The organism is Bordetella muralis (genome assembly GCF_054781015.1).
In genome coordinates this window covers 594,168-610,899 of record NZ_BAAGVF010000006.1, presented here as the reverse complement: position 1 = coordinate 610,899, position 16,732 = coordinate 594,168, and the positions used below count along the sequence as shown (strand labels likewise).

Genomic DNA, 16,732 nt, shown 5'->3' with positions numbered 1-16,732 from the left:
CGCCGTCAGGCTGGTTGTGCCATGCACGATTTAACGAATGGTTTTAAGCCGGTGGCCATGTCCGCAAAGACCTCTGCGGGAATGCGAACCGATTGCTCGAACAGCGGACGCAACACCCGCAAGTCGCCTCCCGCATTGATCGCTACGCCATGTACCGGGACGCCATCACGCAATCCAAGATACAAGCATTTGGGAACGGACTCGTTCGGCGCGGCGTCGCCGCGCACGACATATTCGAGGTCGGGGGATGGGGCGCCCAATATCTGGATATTGCAGCCCAACTGATCAGTCCAGAACCAAGGGTAGGGGACCGCGGGCCTAGCCGCATTCAGGATGGCAGCCGCGGCGATGGCCGCTTGGGTGTTCGCGTTCTGCCACGACTCAATTCGCACAGGGGTGTCGCCCGGAGCCTGATACTGGCTGGCGCAGTCACCGGCTGCCCAAACGTACTCGTTCGAAGTCCGGCAATGCCTGTCCACCAGCACGCCGCCGGTCTCGGCGCAGATCGATAGATTCGCGGCATGGGCGAGTGCGGTGTCTGGCGTCAGGCCGATCGAGACCAGCACATGATCAGCATCGATGACACTGTCGTCGCCTAGCGTGATCGCCATCTTCCCATCAGCAGAGGCGTCCGCGAGCGCGCTGGTCACCGCAACGCCCAGACGTACGTCCAGCCCCATTGCTCGGGCGCGCTGTGATAGCCAATGGCTGACCTGAGGGGGCAACACCCGGCCCAATAATGCCGGTCCGCCTTCGAGCACCGTCACGTTGGCGCCGCGCTGCTTGGCGCTCCAGCCGGCCTCCAAACCGAGAAAACCACCGCCGATCACCACCAATCGCATACCGGGCCTCAGAGCCGAACCCAAGGTCATTGCGTCGTTCAGGGTACGCAGGGTGTGCACGGTCGCTGAGCGCGGCAACATGGGTAGGTGCTTGGCTCGTCCTCCGGTGGCCAGCAAACAGGCGTCGTATGTCAACGTTCTGCCATCTGACAGGCCGACCTCGCGTCGTTGGGCATCAAGCAATTGAGCACTGACTCCGGTGATCACTTCGATGTTCTGTTCCGAATAAAACTCCGCGGGATACACCCTGCCTATGGCGAGATCGACGTCTTGCTCCAATGCGGCTTTGGACAGAGGAGGGCGCTCGTATGGCAGATGAGCTTCATTGCCGATTATCGTGATGCGCCCGTCATAACCCAGATCGCGCAGCGTGCGTGCCGCGACCGCGCCTGCCTGGCCGGCACCAATGATCAGAATGGTTTTCGGCGTGGACATGGTTCAGGTATCCAGTTGGGCATAGACGGAGCCGTCCTCGACGCGAACCGGGTAAACCCGGATAGGCACCGTGGCGGGCCCGCACCGGGGAATGCCCGTACTCAAATCGAACTGGGCTTGGTGCAGCGGACACTCGACACAGCCGTCCTCCACATACCCCTCGGCCAACATGGCGTGGCCGTGCGTACAGATGCCGTCGGAAAGAAAGAGCTCGCCGTCGCATTTGTATAACGCCAACTGAACCTGGCCTGCCGTGATTGATATGGCGCTGTCGTCGTCGATCTCCTGCACCGAAGCAATGCGAGTCCAATCCATGATTTTCCTTTGAAAATGATCAGCACACTGAATAAATTCTAGCAGTGAAAATTTTTTTGATCCAGTTCTCGATCACACATTTTTCATGCATTGGGGAATGCCCTGATTGCCTTGTCGCTCAGCGCATTAATCGGTTCATTAGTGCATATATATGGGGTTATTTACGGAAATTACAGTGCATAGAATTATTGGAAAGTGCGCGTATAAGATCAGGAAAAAAACCTATTGACTGAACTGATAAATAGTCAGCATACTGATTATAAATCAGCTTGAGTTTTGGTTTGGTCGTGTCATGATCCGGTGGCACGGTCTCTGCGCAGCGCGCCGGATACTCCACAGCAAAGGGCCGAATACGGCCATTCAAAACAAGGGAACCAGCTATGCAACGTCGTCGTTTCTTGACCCACGCCGCGGGTATCGGTGCAGTGGCCGTAGCAGCGCCAGCAGTGGCGCAAAGTTCTGCCACCGTCCGCTGGCGCATGTCCACCAGTTGGCCCAAAAGCCTCGATGCCATGTACGGGTCGGCTGAGGCGCTCACCAAACGCGTCGCCGAGTTAACCGACGGCAAATTTGAAATCCGCGCCTTTCCCGCCGGGGAGCTCGTGCCCCCGGCGCAGAACATGGACGCCGTCAGCAATGGCACCGTGGAGTGCAACCACGTCCTCGCCACCTTTCATATTGGAAAGAACACGGCATTGGCTTTCGACACAGGTCTATCGTTCGGATTGAGTGCGCGTCAACATAACGCGTGGATCCACTACGGCGGCGGTCTCGAAAAACTGCGCGCGCTCTACAAGAAATACAACATCGTCAATCACGTCTGTGGCAACGTGGGTGTGCAGATGGGGGGATGGTTCCGCCGCGAGATAAAAACGGTGGAGGATCTCAAAGGACTCAAAATGCGTATCGGCGGCATTGGAGGGATGGTGCTCTCGAAACTGGGTGCCATCCCTCAACAGATCCCCCCCGGCGACATCTATCCCTCGCTGGAGAAAGGCACGATCGACGCCGCCGAATGGATCGGCCCTTATGATGACCTGAAGCTCGGCCTCAACAAGGTCGCGCCATACTATTACTCGCCGGGCTGGTTCGAGGGCAGTGCCTCGATCACCACCATGGTCAATGCCGAGGCCTGGAATGCATTGCCTCCGCTTTTCAAAGCGGCATTCGAGTGCGCCAGCTCGGAGCAGACCATGAAAATGCTCGCAAAATACGATGCCAGCAACCCCGGCGCCTTGAAATCGCTAATCGCCGGCGGCGCAAAGCTGTCGTTCTTTCCCCGCGACGTCATGGATGCCGCCTATAAGGCCTCGCAAGAACTCTGGAAAGAGTTGGGCGCGTCCAACCCCGATTTCGCCGCGCTTTATCCGCAATGGGCCGAGTTCCAGCGCGACGAGGCGAGTTGGTTCCGCGTGGCCGAGAGCGCGCTCGATAACTACACATTCCAGGCAGTGACCCGCCGTTGAACCATCCGGCGGCGAGCAGCCGCCGATTTCCTGAGGTATTTATGCACGAAAAGCCTCCCGCCTCGAACAGTGCGGCACCGCAAGGTGTCGGCGCGCGCGTCCCTCGCAAGGAGGACATTCGCCACCTCATGGGCAAAGGCCAGTTTGTTGGAGACATGTCCATGCCTGGTCTGTGCGAAGTCGCGTTTCTTCGCAGCCCCCTCGCTCATGCCAGCCTGGACCGGATCCACCTGCCGGAATCGCTCGCGGGGAAGGCGTTCACCCGCGAGCATATGCAGGTACGGGATATCGTCGCGGATTCGACGCTGCCCACCTACCAGCGTTCCGCGCAGCCACCGCTGGCCAGCGGCAAAGTGCGATTCGTCGGTGAACCCATCGCCATGGCGATTGCCGCCTCTCGCGCGGAGGCCGAAGACCTGATCGAGGAGCTCAATGTCGACTATGGCGAGCTGCCTGTCTACGCCAATACGGAATCGGCGCTCGCGGCTACGGACCACCTCGTTCATGAGGAATGGCACGACAACGTGTTCGTCACCTTGAAGGCGGATCGGGATTTCGACGTGGCGGCGTTCGATGCGCCAGTGGTCGTGCGACGGCGGGTCGAGCTGGCGCGTCAGTGCATGGTGCCCATGGAAGGCAAGGCCGTGCTGGCCTATTGGGACCATCGCGATGATCAACTGGTTGTGATCAGCGCGACCCAAGTTCCACACATGATACGTACGGGGCTGGCTGAATGCCTGGAGATGGACCAGACCAAGATTCGGGTCATATCCCCGGATGTGGGCGGCGCCTTCGGATACAAATGCGTGCTGCAGCAAGAAGAGGTCTGTATTGCATGGCTGGCAAAGACCTATAAACGGCCGTTTCGGTACCTCGAGGACCGTCGGGAGCATCTCATCGCCGGCGCCAACACGCGAGAGCATTACTACGACATGACGGCCTACGCCGACCGCGACGGACGGCTGCTGGCACTCGATGCGCACATCGTGATCGACGGCGGTGCCTATTCGGTCTGGCCGTTCACGATCGGCCTGGAGCCAGGCCAAGCAACGGGCAATCTCCCCGGTCCGTACGATTTTCAGCGATACCGTTGCCTGACGCAGTGCGTGGCGACAAACAAACCCGGTTTTGTCCCATACCGTGGGGTGGCGCGCACCGGCGTGTGCTTTGCCATCGAGTTGATGATGGACGCGATCGCATCCGAGGTCGGCCGCGAACCCTGGGACGTCAGGCTGCTGAATCTGGTCAAGCCAGAGCAAATGCCCTATGTCAACGTCGCGAACAAACATTTCGACAGCGGCGACTATCCCGCCAGCCTGCGCCGCGCGCTGGAAATGATTGATGCGCCCGCGATACGCGCGCGTCAAGCGCATGCGGAACGGGACGGACGTTTGATCGGCCTCGGCGTGGCGACCTACACCGAGCAGTCCGCCCACGGCACCTCGGTGTTTGCGGCGTGGGGAACGCCAGTGATACCGGGCTACGACCAAGCCGGCGTCAAAGTCACCCCAGATGGCGGCCTGGAGATACGCGTGGGCGTGCATTCCCATGGACAGGGAATGGAAACAACGTTTGCTCAGATCGCCCACGAGATTCTAGGCGTCAATGTCGAGAACATCAGGGTCATACACGGCGATACGGGCCAAACGCCATTCTCTACGGGGACCTATGCATCGCGCTCCCTGGTGATGTCGGGCGGCGCGGTCTCTCAAGCGTGTAAAGAGCTGGCGCCACGCATTCTGCATATCGGCGCACACCTGTTGAAAGCCGAGCTTTCCACTGCCGAATTGCGCGCTGGTGCGGTATGGGCAGGTAGCAATTCGGTCGGGATTCGTGACGTCGCCCAAGCTTGGTATATCAATCCCCAAACCCTGCCAGCGGACGCCCACGTCGGCGGCCTGGAGACCACCGTGGGGTACAAGCCCAAGGTCGACAGTGGCGCGTTCACCTACGCCACCCATGCCGCCGTGGTCGCGGTGGATCCCGGTACGGGCGAGGTCGAGATTCTGGACTATGTCGTGGTCGAAGACTGCGGCACCATGGTGAATCCCATGGTGGTCGAGGGGCAGACCTTTGGGGGCATCGCACAGGGCTTGGGAACGGCCCTCTACGAGGAAACTCCCTACGACGAAAATGCGCAACCCTTGGCGTCGACCTTTGCCGACTATGTCATGCCTGGCGCCACAGAGGTACCGCATATTCGCATCGATCATTTTGAAACCCCGTCGCCGCATACCGAGTTTGGTGCCAAAGGCATGGGGGAGGGGGGAGCCATTGCGCCGCCCGCTGTGATCTACAACGCGGTAAACGACGTGCTTCGGCGGTTGAATGCGCCGGTAGTCAACCGCACGCCATTGACTCCCGCGAGATTACGGCACGCCTTGGCAGGCGCGAATAGCGCAACCGCGAGGCACCCGGCAACGCTTGCGACGGTGCAAGCCGAGGTGGAGGCTCAATCATGAAGGCAGCACGTTTTGATTACGCATGTCCGGTGACGCTGAACGACGCGCTCGCCGGCCTGCGAGGCGCCAAACCCATGGCGGGCAGCCAATCCCTGGGCCCCATGTTGAACCTGCGTTTGGCGCGTCCTCCCGCCGTGGTGGATATCTCTCGTGTCGCGGAAATGCGCCAGGTCGAGCGCCGCGGCGCTCGACTGCGTGTGGGCGCGGCGGTGACGCATGCCGAAATCGAGGATGGCGTGCACGAATGCCTTCGAGGCCATCCGATGCAACACGTCGCGCAGCGCATTGCCTATCGTGCAGTCCGCAATCGCGGGACGCTAGGTGGCAGCCTCGCTCACGCCGACCCCGCGGCCGACTGGGTCGTCGTCTGTGCCGGACTGGACGCCAGGATAGAAATCGCCGGGCCACGGCAAGCAGTACGCCACGAGAGCGTTCAGCAATTCATGGCGGGCGCATACACGACCTCACTCCAAGAAGGCGAACTCATCGTCGCCGTCGATGTTCCTGCCTTTAGCGCCGAATCTCGATTTGGCTACTACAAATTCTGCAGAAAGACCGGGGAGTTTGCCGAAGCCAGTTGCGTGGCGTGGTTTGACCCCGCCAGTCGTACCGCCCGAATCGTCCTGGGCGCCATTGACGCTACGCCTCGCTCGTTGATGGCATTGGCACATGCCTGTGCAAAAACAGGCAGATCAGCCGTCACGGCATCGTCGATACGTTCGGCGGTGGAACAAGCGCTGCCCGAGAAAGACGGCGTCGAGCGCCACCTTTACGAAACCGCGGTGACCCGCTGCCTGGATCAAGCGCTCAACGACGCGTTGCCCGTGGCGGAACCCTCCTTTGAACGCAAGGCGAGCGAGATTGCGCGATGAATAGAGTTTCCATGACAGTCAATGGCCAACAAGTGTGCCATGACGTTCCCGCTCGGATGCATCTGGCGGATTATCTGCGCGACAAAGAGCATCTCACCGGTACACACCTTGGGTGCGAGCACGGTGTGTGCGGGGCCTGTACGGTACTGCTCGATGGAAAGCCGGTCAGATCCTGCATAACGTTCTCTGTCGCCTGCGAGTCGCGCAACATCACCACGGTCGAAGGCTACGACGATGACCCCGTCATGCAGCGTTTGCGTCTGGCTTTTCGGGCCCATCACGCGCTGCAGTGCGGCTTTTGCACGCCAGGTATGCTGGCCACGGCCCGCGACATCGTGCTGCGCCTGCCGGATGCGGACGAAAAGCGGATCCGTATCGAGCTCGCCGGCAATCTGTGCCGTTGCACCGGGTATATGGGGATAGTCGCGGCAATACAGTCAGTCCTCGACGAGTTGCGCGAGCTGCCCGATCCCGCGGTTACGGCGTTGCGTGCCGGGCTATCCACGCCAGCGATCATTCCCATCGCTCATGAAAAGACGATGCCAGTTTTCGATCCCGTCGAGCCTATGGACAGCGCTGTGAAACAGGCACAGCCCTCGGCGCCTGCCTCACCCGGCAGGGGCGACAGCAAAGGAAAAGGACAGCATATCAATGGTGAGTTCACCGTACCTTTTCCGCCCGAGCGGGTCTGGTCATTCATGGTGGATCTCCCCATGGTGGCGGGTTGCTTGCCCGGTGCGCAGATAACCTCTCAACAGGGCAATGAAGTCCAGGGCCATATCGCCATCAAGTTCGGTCCGATGCAGGCCGCGTTCCAGGGGACCGCGCAACTCGAGCTCGACAACGAAAAGCGGTTCGCCGTGTTGCATGGCACGGGGCGCGATACCGTCAGCCAGTCGCGCGCGCAGGGCGACATCCAGTATCGGATACTGGCCGAAGGGCAGGGCACGCGAGTCGAGATTGATATGGACTATTCGCTGCAGGGCCCATTGGCACAGTTCTCGCGTTCAGGCCTGGTTCAGGATTTCGTGCGCCGCATGATCGCCGAATTTGGGCGTAACGTGACGCGACGCATCGAAAACCCGAGCTCGGCAGACGAGCCGGTCAAAGCCTTGAATCCAGTGGTGCTGTTCTTCGGTGTACTCAAAGATCGCATTCTGCGCCTGTTCCAGCGACGCCGGCGATAGCCCGGTACGTATGGTGTAACGCTTTCCCATCAACCGCACGTTATCCACATCAAGAGACTGCCAATGCAAGCCTTGCTTAGGGTATCCCATGCCATAGACGCAATAAGCATTTTTGTAGGCCGCATTGTGGCTTGGCTTATCCTGGCCATGGTGCTGATCAGCACGGCCAACGCCGTCGGGCGCAAGCTTTTTCATACCAGCTCGAATGCGTGGCTGGAAATCCAGTGGTATATGTTCGGCGCACTGTTCCTGCTGACGGCCGGGTATGCATTGCTGCGCAACGATCACGTGCGCGTCGATATCATCGCTCAGCGATTCTCGCGCCGGGCGCAGGTACGCATGGAAATCGCTGGCGTACTGTTTTTTCTGTTGCCCGGTTGCGGTCTGATCATGTGGCTAGCGTGGCCCATGTTCTGGGAATCATATGTCAGCGGCGAGATGTCTTCCAATTCAGGCGGCCTGATCCGCTGGCCCGCGAAATTGCTGGTGCCCGTCGGTTTCACATTGTTGATCGTGGCGGCCCTGTCGCACCTCATCAAGTGCGTAGGGTTTCTGAAAGGCCTGTGCGGCGATCCGCGCGAACGCGAAACGAACTCGGCAAAAAAGGCAGACTGACATGGAATTCTTCATCGGCAACATGGCGCCGATTATGTTCGCCACCCTGATTTTTCTGCTCTTGACAGGGTTCCCGGTCGCGTTCGCATTGATGGCGAATGGCATCCTGTTCGGCGTCATTGGCATGGAACTTGGCCTGCTTTCGCCGTCGCTTTTCCAGGCGTTGCCGCAACGCGTATTTGGCGTGGTATCCAACGATACCTTGCTGGCCTTGCCGTTCTTTACGTTCATGGGCCTGGTTCTGGAGCGGTCCGGCATGGCAGAGGAGTTGCTGGAAACCGTAGGGCAGCTATTTGGTCCGGTGCGTGGCGGTCTGGCGGTGGCAGTAGTAGCAGTGGGCGCCGTCCTGTCGGCAACGACGGGGGTCGTGTCGGCATCCATCATCTCGATGGGGCTTATTTCCTTGCCCATCATGCTGCGGTATGGCTATGACCGCAGACTGGCCACCGGGGTGATCGCAGCCTCCGGCACGCTGTCACAGATTATTCCTCCCTCCTTGACCTTGATCATCCTGGCCGACCAGCTGGGCCGTTCCGTGGGAGACATGTATCGTGGCGCGATCTTGCCAGGCATACTGATGATCGTCGCGTACCTGACCTACGCCCTCGTTCTCACCTGGATTCGACCTGCCGCGGGACCAGCCATGCCGGCCGCCGCGAGAGATTTCGGGCAGGCCAATGGATCATCGGGGATCCGTTCGTTGGTGGTGCTGATGCTGCTCTCGAGCCTCTGCGCCTATGTCCTGACAGTGAATGTCATTGACCCCAACGCGCCGATTGATGAGACGGGCGTGATCGCCATCCTCTGCTGGGGCTCCGTTGCCTTTCTGCTGGCATCGCTCAACCGGGTATTGCGTCTGGGATGGCTCTCAACAATCGCCGAGCGCGTCACGTTTGCATTGATCCCCCCGCTCGCGCTCATCTTTCTGGTGTTGGGCACGATATTTATCGGGCTGGCCACCCCTACAGAAGGCGGAGCGATGGGTGCGTTGGGGGCAATCGTCATGGCCCTGTTCAAGCGTCGGCTGAGCTTGCCTCTGCTCAAACAGGCAATGGACTCCAGCGCCCGGCTGACGTGTTTCGCACTATTCATCCTGATCGGTTCCACGGTGTTCGGTCTCACGTTTCGCGCTGTGAATGGCGATCTTTGGGTAGAACATCTGCTGGTATCCGTACCAGGAGGCGAAACCGGCTTCCTGATTTTTGTCATGGCATTCGTGTTCGTCGCCGCGTTTTTCCTGGATTTTTTCGAGCTGGCCTTCATTATCGTGCCCTTGCTGGGGCCGGTGGCGGACAAGCTGGGTATCGACCTGATCTGGTTTGGTGTGCTGCTGGCGCTGAACATGCAAACCTCATTCATGCACCCGCCATTTGGCCTGGCCTTGTTCTACCTGCGATCAGTTGCGCCGCGCGAGGATTATCCAGACAGAGTGACTGGCGCCATGATTCCAAAGGTCACCACTGGCCAGATCTATTGGGGTTCCTTGCCGTTTATCGCCATTCAGTTGCTCATGGTGGCCATCGTTCTGTGTATTCCCTCGTTAGTGACGCACTACCGTGATGGCGTGAAAGAAATCGATTCTTCCAATGTGCGAATAGAGATGCAAGGGGGAGGCTTTGAAAGCAATTACGGCACCAACATGAGCAATCCTTTCGGCAAGTAGAATTTTTTTAAACCGTTCATCAGTGTGCTGAATACTTTCGGCCAGAGTTAGTCGACGGTGTGCCGTCCAGCATTTAATCACCAGGAAACAGCGCCATGCGAAAGATTGCATTTGAAGAACATTACACCGCCCCGGGATTTCAGGAATACTCCAAAGTATTCGCGCAACATATCGACGCCGCCACCTATGCAGAGACCGGGCGCCGTCTCGCCGACTTCGATGAGCTGCGGCTCGCGGATATGGATGAGAATGGCATTGACTATGTCATTCTGTCGCAAACGGGGCCAGGAGTTCAGGCCGAACTGGATCCCGCGACGGCGTTGCGACGAGCAAGGGAAAATAATGACTTCCTGGCCGAGCGCATCGCCAAAAACAGCCGTCGATACGGCGGCTTTGCCGTCATCCCCATGCATGATCCCAGAGTCGCTGCGGACGAGCTCGAACGCACGGTGCGCGACTATGGCTTCAAAGGTGCCTTGATCAACGGCCACACGAATGGCACCTATTACGATGGACGCGAGTACGACGTATTTTGGGAACGCGTGCAAGCGCTACAGGCTCCGATCTACTTGCATCCCGCCGACGCGTACGTGATGCCCCATGCCTATGGCGGCCATCCCGTGATCGAGCGCGCGACATGGGGGTGGGGCGTCGAGACAGGTACGCATGCGCTGCGTCTGCTGTTTGGGGGAGTGTTCGATCGATTTCCCGGCGTGCGGTTGATTCTGGGGCACATGGGAGAGGGACTGCCGTTTCTGCGCTGGCGCTTCGATAGCCGGTTTGCGGTGTACCCCCATGGTGTCACGCTCGAGCAGGCGCCATCGGCCTATTTCGGGTCCAACATTTTGATCACGACCTCGGGCGTCTGCTCGCATCCGACGCTGGTGGCCGCCATTGCCGAAATGGGCGCCGAAGCCGTCATGTTCTCGGTGGACTATCCCTACGAGTCCAGCGCGATCGCCGCCGAGTTCATCGAAACCGCGCCACTCGATGAGGCCACACGCGCATTGGTGTGCCATGGCAACGCCGAGAGACTATTCAAACTCTGATCGATCTCGAGGCGGATTTTCTCAGCAAGGATTCCATATGAGCACCTATCAATACGGCGGCCATGTGCATGCCAATGGCATACGACAGCATTATTTGCGTTACGGCGGGGCGAAACCGGGAGGAGATCCCGTCATTATCATTCCCGGGATTACCAGTCCGGCGGTGACATGGGGATTTGTGGCCGAGCGTTTCGGCTCGGTGTTCGATACCTACGTCCTGGATGTGCGGGGCAGGGGATTGTCGCAGGCCGATGCTTCTCTGGATTACAGCCTGGATGCACAGGCAGCGGATGTCCTGGCCTTTGCGCAAGCGCTGGGCTTTGAACGATACAGCATCGTGGGGCATTCCATGGGAGCACGCATCGGCATTCGTGCCGCACGCAGTCAATCTCCGGCACTTCATCGTCTCGTGATGGTGGATCCTCCCGTATCTGGCCCCGGGCGTCGCCCGTATCCTGCTCAGTTGCCCTGGTATGTCGGATCCATGGCACAGGCGCGCGCAGGAATGAGCGCGGCGGACATGTCCGTATTTTGCCCGAGTTGGACGGAAGAACAGCGGCAGTTGCGGGCGCAATGGCTGCATACGTGTGACGAGCGCGCCATTCTGGCGAGCTTTGATGGTTTTCATATGGACGACATTCATGCCGACCTGGCCCATCTGAAAATACCGGCCTTGCTTATCACCGCCGAACGGGGAGACGTGGTGCGTGATGACGATGTCAACGAACTGCGGGACTTGGTGCCGAAGCTCTTACATATTCGTGTGCGAGATGCCGGCCACATGATTCCGTGGGATAACGAAGAGGGTTTTTATGCCGCATTCGGCACGTTTCTTGGTGTGGCCCTGCCGGGCCCGAATCCACGTTGAGGTGACATGATGCCGGTAAGTGATTACGCAATGGTCAACGCCTGGCAGCAGGTGTTGACGCTGTCCCAACTGCAGCCGGGACAAACCGTGACCATCCTGACAGGGGCAACCACACACGCCCAGACCCTTTCGACGGCGCTGATCGCGGCCCAGTCGATGGGGGCCATCGTCAATCGCCTGGACTTGCCGCCGGTAAATGGCGACAAGGCACTCAGCCGCGACCCGCTCGCGTACCTGGGAACGACACCCCTGACGGGCAACCAGGCCGCCATCGCCGCGCTAAAGGCCAGTGATATCGTGCTCGATCTGATGACGCTGCTGTTTTCACCCGAACAGCACGAGATACTCAAAAGCGGCACCAAGATTCTATTGGCCGTGGAGCCGCCCGAAATCCTCGTGCGCATGGTGCCTACGCCAGCGGACCGCGAACGCGTCAAAGAGGCATCTGCGTGCATAGACGCTGCCAAGACCATGCATGTGACCTCACCAGCGGGGACCGACGTTCGCTTCGCGCTGGGGGAGTTTCCCGCGATCAGTGAGTACGGCTACGTGGATGAACCTGGCAGGTGGGATCACTGGCCTAGCGGATTTGCACTGACCTGGCCTGACGAGGGCAGTGCCGAGGGAGTCATTGTCATCGATCGTGGCGACATTCTGCTGCCGCAGAAATGCTACGCGAATGACGCGATCAGGATAACCGTATCCGGTGGCTATGCCACACAGATTGAGGGCGGTGTCGACGCCGAGCTGCTGAACAGCTACATGGCTTCCTTTAATGATCCAGAAGGCTATGCGATCTCGCATATAGGCTGGGGACTGCAACCACGCGCACATTGGAGCACGCTATCGCTCTATGACCGCGAAGCCTCTATTGGCATGGACGCCCGTGCATTCGAGGGGAATTTCTTGTTTTCATTAGGGCCCAATAACGAGGCCGGCGGCAATCGCACCACGGCCTGCCATATCGATATCCCTTTGCGTGGATGCACGGTCCGTCTGGACGACCGCATCGTCGTCGAACACGGCAAAGTCTTGTTTCCCCCGGCGTCGGGAGAGCCGCAATGACACGGGATCATGATGTCGAGACCTACAGCCGCCAAAGCTTTGGCACAGCCATGGCGCCCAAGGCGCCGTATGGCCTGTTGATTGTCGATTTTGTCAACGGATTCGCCGATCCAGCCGTTTTTGGCGGAGGCAATATTCGCCCCGCCATCGATCGCACCGTGGCATTGCTGGATGCGGCTCGATCACGTCAATGGCCGGTGGCGCATTCGCGTATTGTCTACGCCGATGATGGTGCCGACGCCAATGTTTTCTCCCTGAAAGTGCCTGGCATGCTTGGCCTGAAGGAGCACGAGCCCAATAGCGCCATCGTGCCGGAGCTGACACCGATACCGGGGGAACTTGTGGTGCGCAAGAACGTGCCGTCGGCGTTCTTTGGTACGGGACTCGCGGCGTGGCTATCGTTCCATGGTGTGCAAACCCTGCTGGTGGCCGGTGCGGTCACCAGTGGCTGCGTGCGGGCCAGTGTGGTCGATGCCATGCAATACGGCTTTCGGCCTGTGGTGGTCACTGACTGCGTCGGGGACCGGGCGATTGCGCCGCACGAGGCAAACCTGTTCGATATGGAGCAAAAATATGCCACCTTGATGTCGAGAGACGAGGTGCTGGCGATAGGCTCCTAGCAGGGTAGGGAATAGGGCGCTGCGCCGCGCTGCAAAGATAGAAAATTCAAATACACTACGGCACGGTCAGTGTTCCCTATTCACCTCAGACGCTCTGTGATTTTTCTTTGACGATGTCGGCTACCCACAAACCCAAGTTCCCCCTGATGTCGAGATTCGCGGTATGCGCGGGTCTGTTCAGTATCGGTGCCCTCCTGATAGGCGCCCCATCCCAGAGCCGTGCGCAGGAGGCTGCAGGTGCTCAAGTCGCACAGACGCTCTCGTCAATGGGTCGTCCGGCGCCAGGTACCGACACCTTTGGGCAGCCGCAGTATGTGCTCTCCGGCGAGCCGATCGTGCCGCCGCGCGATTACAGCAAAAGCATCGAGATCCCGCAGCCGCAGGACTACGATCCCCGGGCAGTCGGCATCATCTACGACGTCTGCTTCCTGGGCATCGAAGACGGAAATATGCAGTTCGAGATCCGAGGCTTTTCAGCCGAGGACCTGGATTTTCCCGAAAGCGGCCAGACCATCGAGTTTCCTGTTGATCAAAAGACCATTGTCATCCGCGATCTGACGATCGAGGTTGATGAGGTGCTGCCTGGCAGTTTGACGTACGTGGTTCGACGGTCGTGATCGCTCAGCGGCTGCAGCTCGCAGTTGACCATCAATCGTTGAACTGCGTATACTGCCCGGGCTGCTTGGCAATCAAGCAGCCGTAAGCGTTACCGTCATCCAACGCGTCCTTTTCCGAGAGGAGTCCAGCTGGACAGTTCTCGGTTAACCTGACGCCGTTTCGATGACAGCATTTTTCATTTGCCCGGGCTCCAGCCGGACCCGAACATTTCCCCCGATTTCATTGGCGCTTTTGGTGATTTTCATCGCCGTAGGCCGCTTTCGCGCGTCTATGTCCTATACGGCATACCCACGCAAAGCAGGGGAGCAGCAAGATTCTGTCGGTCTGATGCGGCTTCAAAAGCAACTCACTCATCAAGACTTAAATCATGAACCTTACTGATAATTCCTTTCCAGTCCAGTGCAAGGGTCTGTTGAATCATCTCAGCTTTCCGACGACAGACCCGATGGCCACCGCCGTCTTCTTTCAAAAGTATTTTGGATGCGAGATTGTTGCCGCCGGCGACGCCATCCTGCTCAAGCGCGATGGCATGGACATCGTGCTGGACCACACCTCGAGTCCGGTCCAGTGGCCGGGCAATTTCCATTTTGGCTTCGAGGTCGCAACGCTGGATCAAGTGCACGAGCTATATCGTGTCTTTAACGAAGACGGCGTCAAAATGGAGACCGAAGTCTTCAACAACTCCCGCGGATCGCGCTTTTTCTGCCGTACTCCGGAGGACATTCTGATCGAGGTAAACACCCGAGAGGACAAAGAAGACGACTGGCGCAAGTTGTTCTAAAAAGTCCAAACGTTGAAAGCTAGAGACACTCACGGTCGCTAGGCATTGATCCGTGTCATGGGCACGGATCAATGCAAACCGGCTCGATCAAATAACTGTCACATTTCTGTCGTAGCATCGGCTCCCGACGCAGGGGCGGTACGCGCTCGTGGCGCAAAACTGTATTCACATGACACCGGCCGGGGAGGGCACATTGAAAAGGAAATCATGGCGCAATACCGCCAGGCTTTTCCTCGCCAGCTTGATCTTGCTGGTATTGCCGCCGACGACATGGGCCCAAACAGGGAAAGTCAAGGCGAAAACAAAAACGGCCAACAAGCACCGTGCATCCGCACCGCCTGCCATGCAGATCATCGAAAACGGCATTGTCGTTGCCGAGATCAACCTGCATGGCGGTGAGCTGGTGTTGTCATATCCGGCGTCCACAGTGGCCCAAACCACTAAAGCCGCTAAAACCACTAAAACAGCGCGTCGGCAACCCCCATCGCAAGCGATCCACGACCCGGTCCAGCTCTACGATCCCGTGATCCGAGAGGCCGCATGGCGTTACGGTATGGACCCCGATTTGCTGCACGCGGTGATCAAAGTGGAGTCCAATTACAACCCACACGCGGTGTCGCCTAAAGGCGCTACGGGTTTGATGCAGATCATGCCTGCCACGGGTGTGGAGCTGGGTTTCGCCAATCCGCGCCGGGATTTATTGATTCCGGCCAACAACATCGACGCGGGAGCCCGATATCTGGCATGGCTGAAAGATCAGTTCGACGGCGACCTGAGTCTGGCGCTAGCGGCCTACAACGCCGGCATAGGGGCCGTGACGCGGAACCAGGCGCTGTCCAATTATCCCGAGACGAGCAAGTACGTCAGGTCTGTCTTGGACCTGTACCGTCAGGCTGAGCTGACTGCCTTGCTACGCGCACGCTATTAAAAAGTGAGGTGATAGGGCCACGCCGCTTCGCTGAAGTCCTTGCTGTCGTTTTCAGATAGTGGGTAGCAAGTAGCTTCGCCTCATCGTTGCCTTGCGTCAGTTGGCTGCCGGAACGAGCGTGCAGCAGGTTGCAGGGAATCTCGGCTACGACTCGGTCACGGCTTTTATTACGATGTTCAAGAAGGCTCTGGGGCAGCCCCCGGCGCAGTACTTTTCGACGTTACGGTAAAAGCAGGGGCGCGAGGTTAGGTTTGCGCGCAGCAGGCCGTCAAGCCGATTCAACGCGTTTTCTCCAGCGAATACCCTCGCGTTCGCGCGCTGCAGCCGGAATATCGTCGATATCGGTGCACACGGCCAGCACGTGGGCGGGCTTGCTGCTCATGCTTAGGTAGATGTGGCCCATCTGGCTGTCGAAGTACGCAGATTCGAATCGGCTAAGCATCACGCTTTCGCCATTTTCGAACTGGATCCGCACTTTGCCGCTAAGCACGATCACGAATTCCTGGCCCGCGTGCCGCACGTAGTCTTCGAATTCGCTGCGTTCGCGCGATTCGATGATGGCCAGCATGGGCGTCATTTTCTTGTGGGGGTATTCGCCTAGCAGCAAGCGGTAGTGATAGTTTTCAGTTACGTAGTCCAGCGCGTCGTAGACCGAGCTTTTGACGAAGGTAGGCGTTTCCATGACCGGCGCGGCGTCGTCGCGTCGGAACAAACGCGTCATGTCGATTTCCAGGGCACGCGCCACGGCTGCGAATTTTTCGTACGATAGCGCGATCTGGCCCAGTTCGGCTTTGGACAGCGTGGACACCGCGATCCCGGACGCTGCCGACAAGGCCTGCAGCGTCATTTTCCGAACCTTGCGCTCGGCGCGCAGGCGAGCCCCCATTTCTTCTTTGCCTAGGATATCGGGCGTGGCAGGTTTCGGAACTGGGGCCATGGTGTGATC

The 16,732-nt window shown here is 58.9% G+C and carries 16 protein-coding genes and 1 pseudogene; 14 read left to right on the top strand and 3 right to left on the bottom strand.

The features are described 5' to 3' along the window. Window positions 1-5: 5 nt before the first annotated feature. On the bottom strand, window positions 6-1,277 hold the full coding sequence (locus ACYVIT_RS13875; RefSeq protein WP_415805139.1) for an NAD(P)/FAD-dependent oxidoreductase: 1,272 nt from the start codon (window positions 1,275-1,277) through the stop codon (window positions 6-8). Between the two features lie 3 nt (window positions 1,278-1,280). Further along, on the bottom strand, window positions 1,281-1,592 hold the full coding sequence (locus tag ACYVIT_RS13870; RefSeq protein ID WP_415805138.1) for a non-heme iron oxygenase ferredoxin subunit: 312 nt from the start codon (window positions 1,590-1,592) through the stop codon (window positions 1,281-1,283). Window positions 1,593-1,972: 380 nt separating this feature from the next. Here ACYVIT_RS13870 and ACYVIT_RS13865 point away from each other — a divergent pair, with 380 nt between their 5' ends. The 14 genes and pseudogenes from ACYVIT_RS13865 to ACYVIT_RS13800 all read left to right on the top strand — a co-directional run. Next, window positions 1,973-3,058, top strand: a complete 1,086-nt coding sequence (locus tag ACYVIT_RS13865) for a TRAP transporter substrate-binding protein (RefSeq protein ID WP_415805137.1) — start codon at window positions 1,973-1,975, stop codon at window positions 3,056-3,058. 41 nt (window positions 3,059-3,099) lie between these two features. After that, a complete protein-coding gene (locus ACYVIT_RS13860) occupies window positions 3,100-5,520 on the top strand; it encodes a xanthine dehydrogenase family protein molybdopterin-binding subunit (RefSeq protein WP_415805136.1) in 2,421 nt (806 codons plus the stop codon). Beyond that, window positions 5,517-6,392 (top strand): FAD binding domain-containing protein, encoded by an 876-nt coding sequence (locus ACYVIT_RS13855; protein WP_415805135.1) that lies wholly within the window; start codon window positions 5,517-5,519, stop codon window positions 6,390-6,392. Before ACYVIT_RS13860 ends, ACYVIT_RS13855 begins: the two co-directional genes overlap by 4 nt. After that, the gene (locus tag ACYVIT_RS13850; protein WP_415805134.1) at window positions 6,389-7,579 is read left to right on the top strand and encodes a xanthine dehydrogenase family Fe-S subunit; all 1,191 of its coding nucleotides are present in this window, start codon (window positions 6,389-6,391) and stop codon (window positions 7,577-7,579) included. Before ACYVIT_RS13855 ends, ACYVIT_RS13850 begins: the two co-directional genes overlap by 4 nt. A 63-nt stretch (window positions 7,580-7,642) precedes the next feature. Further along, on the top strand, window positions 7,643-8,194 hold the full coding sequence (locus tag ACYVIT_RS13845) for a TRAP transporter small permease subunit (protein WP_415805133.1): 552 nt from the start codon (window positions 7,643-7,645) through the stop codon (window positions 8,192-8,194). A 1-nt stretch (window position 8,195) separates the two neighbouring features. Continuing rightward, window positions 8,196-9,857, top strand: coding sequence for a TRAP transporter large permease (locus ACYVIT_RS13840; protein ID WP_415805132.1), 1,662 nt, complete (start codon window positions 8,196-8,198; stop codon window positions 9,855-9,857). A gap of 95 nt (window positions 9,858-9,952) precedes the next feature. Further along, window positions 9,953-10,906, top strand: a complete 954-nt coding sequence (locus ACYVIT_RS13835; RefSeq protein ID WP_415805131.1) for an amidohydrolase family protein — start codon at window positions 9,953-9,955, stop codon at window positions 10,904-10,906. A 37-nt stretch (window positions 10,907-10,943) separates the two neighbouring features. Next, window positions 10,944-11,774: an alpha/beta fold hydrolase gene (locus ACYVIT_RS13830; RefSeq protein ID WP_415805130.1), complete on the top strand. Its 831-nt coding sequence runs from the start codon at window positions 10,944-10,946 to the stop codon at window positions 11,772-11,774. Window positions 11,775-11,783: 9 nt separating this feature from the next. Further along, window positions 11,784-12,839, top strand: coding sequence for a M29 family metallopeptidase (locus ACYVIT_RS13825; RefSeq protein ID WP_415805276.1), 1,056 nt, complete (start codon window positions 11,784-11,786; stop codon window positions 12,837-12,839). Continuing rightward, on the top strand, window positions 12,836-13,459 hold the full coding sequence (locus ACYVIT_RS13820) for an isochorismatase family protein (protein WP_415805129.1): 624 nt from the start codon (window positions 12,836-12,838) through the stop codon (window positions 13,457-13,459). The genes ACYVIT_RS13825 and ACYVIT_RS13820 overlap by 4 nt, the downstream gene beginning before the upstream one ends. A gap of 146 nt (window positions 13,460-13,605) precedes the next feature. Further along, window positions 13,606-14,076 (top strand): hypothetical protein, encoded by a 471-nt coding sequence (locus ACYVIT_RS13815; protein WP_415805128.1) that lies wholly within the window; start codon window positions 13,606-13,608, stop codon window positions 14,074-14,076. A 368-nt stretch (window positions 14,077-14,444) separates the two neighbouring features. Beyond that, window positions 14,445-14,858 carry a VOC family protein gene (locus tag ACYVIT_RS13810; RefSeq protein WP_415805127.1) on the top strand — a complete coding sequence of 138 codons (414 nt, stop codon included), beginning with the start codon at window positions 14,445-14,447 and terminating at the stop codon, window positions 14,856-14,858. 193 nt (window positions 14,859-15,051) lie between these two features. After that, window positions 15,052-15,786: a lytic transglycosylase domain-containing protein gene (locus tag ACYVIT_RS13805; protein WP_415805126.1), complete on the top strand. Its 735-nt coding sequence runs from the start codon at window positions 15,052-15,054 to the stop codon at window positions 15,784-15,786. A gap of 73 nt (window positions 15,787-15,859) precedes the next feature. Continuing rightward, window positions 15,860-16,015: pseudogene (locus ACYVIT_RS13800) on the top strand (helix-turn-helix domain-containing protein); the annotation flags it as partial. 39 nt (window positions 16,016-16,054) lie between these two features. Here ACYVIT_RS13800 and ACYVIT_RS13795 read toward each other — a convergent pair. Then, the gene (locus ACYVIT_RS13795; protein WP_415805125.1) at window positions 16,055-16,723 is read right to left on the bottom strand and encodes a helix-turn-helix domain-containing protein; all 669 of its coding nucleotides are present in this window, start codon (window positions 16,721-16,723) and stop codon (window positions 16,055-16,057) included. Window positions 16,724-16,732: the final 9 nt, after the last annotated feature.